The sequence below is a fragment of the Arthrobacter sp. ok909 genome (assembly GCF_900104405.1).
Lineage (GTDB): Bacteria > Actinomycetota > Actinomycetes > Actinomycetales > Micrococcaceae > Arthrobacter > Arthrobacter humicola.
This window is the reverse complement of the sequence record NZ_FNJS01000075.1, coordinates 1-1529: the sequence shown is the minus strand read 5'-3', so window position 1 is coordinate 1529 and position 1529 is coordinate 1. Positions and strand designations below refer to the sequence as shown.

General features: G+C 68.2%; 1 pseudogene. It reads right to left on the bottom strand.

The annotated features are described in order from the left end of the window. Window positions 1-344: 344 nt before the first annotated feature. A pseudogene (locus BLR03_RS25145) lies at window positions 345-1004 on the bottom strand (IS1380 family transposase); the annotation flags it as partial. Between the last annotated feature and the right edge of the window lie 525 nt (window positions 1005-1529).

Genomic DNA, 1529 nt, shown 5'->3' with positions numbered 1-1529 from the left:
GGCACGTTCCACACCCTCTGGGGCGAGGACAAGTCCGAGATCGAGGCAGCCGACACCCACTAGCCTGACCCCGGTTCCCCCGGAGCCGGCCACCTGACTTCCAACGTCCCGCCCCCACCGACTGCCCAACCGGCCCGTAGCCTTGATCCGCCGACGGGCTCGTGGGGACCCCGGGAATTGGTTTGGCCGGGCGCGTCGGGTTCCGGGCTGGCCGGAGTGCCCGGCCCCGCTGCCGGTGGTGTCCCACCGTGGTCCTGGGTTATCTCGGTACGGGGCGACCGGTCAGAACTTTGAAGATCCGGTTCAACAGGTCCGTCCAGGGGGTTTCCCAGGGTCCTGTCGTTCAGATCGGCGTTGACCTGCTCGATGATCGCGTGCCCGCGGTGGGTCTTATCGGCGGCCACGGTGTCGATGGCGCCGGTGGTGAAGAACGCACGGAGCCGGTAGGTCGGGAAGATCGTCGGCTGCCCGGGGCCGGCGCGCGAGTTCAGGTCCGGGATCCTGCGGACGACCAGACGACCGGGGACGCGTTCGCCCTGTTTCCGGGAACTGAACGCGGTGAACGGTGTTTCGGCGGCGGAGATCCACCGGTCGCGTCCTCGTCGACGACGGCATCCGTGTACTGGACCGGTGTCCACGCGGCCTCCCCGATTCCCGCGATGGCCTTCCTGACGGCCGGGTCCATGCGCGCCGTGATCGAAACATCGGCACCGGCGTTGACGGTGAGATACCGCAGAACGCGGAGTCCGAGCGCAGCAGCACCGTCCCGAGCCCCGCCGTGGAGGCGTTTGAGGGTGGCCAGAGCATCGGCGATGAGCCGTGCCGCGCCGCGGGGGCGAACCGGCCGAGCCCTTCCGCAGCCGCTGGGCGAGGATGGCCGGTGCGGTGTCCTTCGTGCCGGCGGTGGCCAGCAGTGCGTTCAGGCCCCGGACCCCGGAATCGCCGTAGCCGGAGCCCTGTTTCTTGTAGCCGTGGACCTCGATGATTGTGTCGTCCACGTCAACGACGGTGTATTGCCCGGACCGCAGCCACATCCACGCTGGGGCAGTTCCTCCGTCTGATCCGTAACGCCGGACTCCGGTCCCGTTATTGCCGGCGAAACCGCCGGTTCCACCCGGGAAGTCCGGGGGAACGACCCCGCCATGCAGTCCCCCGCTCGCCGCCGCGATCCACGGCCTGGAGGTGCCCGCGTCGCGGGTCGAGGATGCCCGCCCAACACCACCACTTTGTGTTCCTAACCCGAGAAAGGCACGGCCAACCCGGGTCGAACTGCCGGGTTGGCGGTGCCCCGCCTCGTGTTCCGTGTCCGGGACGGTCTTTCCGCGCTGTTCAAGGCCCTGGGCCGGTGCGCCACGGACGTCGTGAACATGAAGCGGTTGTAGAGCGGACATGGCGGGTCGACGAAGTCGCCCACCATGTCCGTGTTGATGTCGAGGGCCTATCCGCGTAGCTGATGACGAGCAGTGCATTGCTTGCCGCATATGTGAGCACCAGAACCTGCAGGATACTGCCCGCAATGCGTGGCCCGG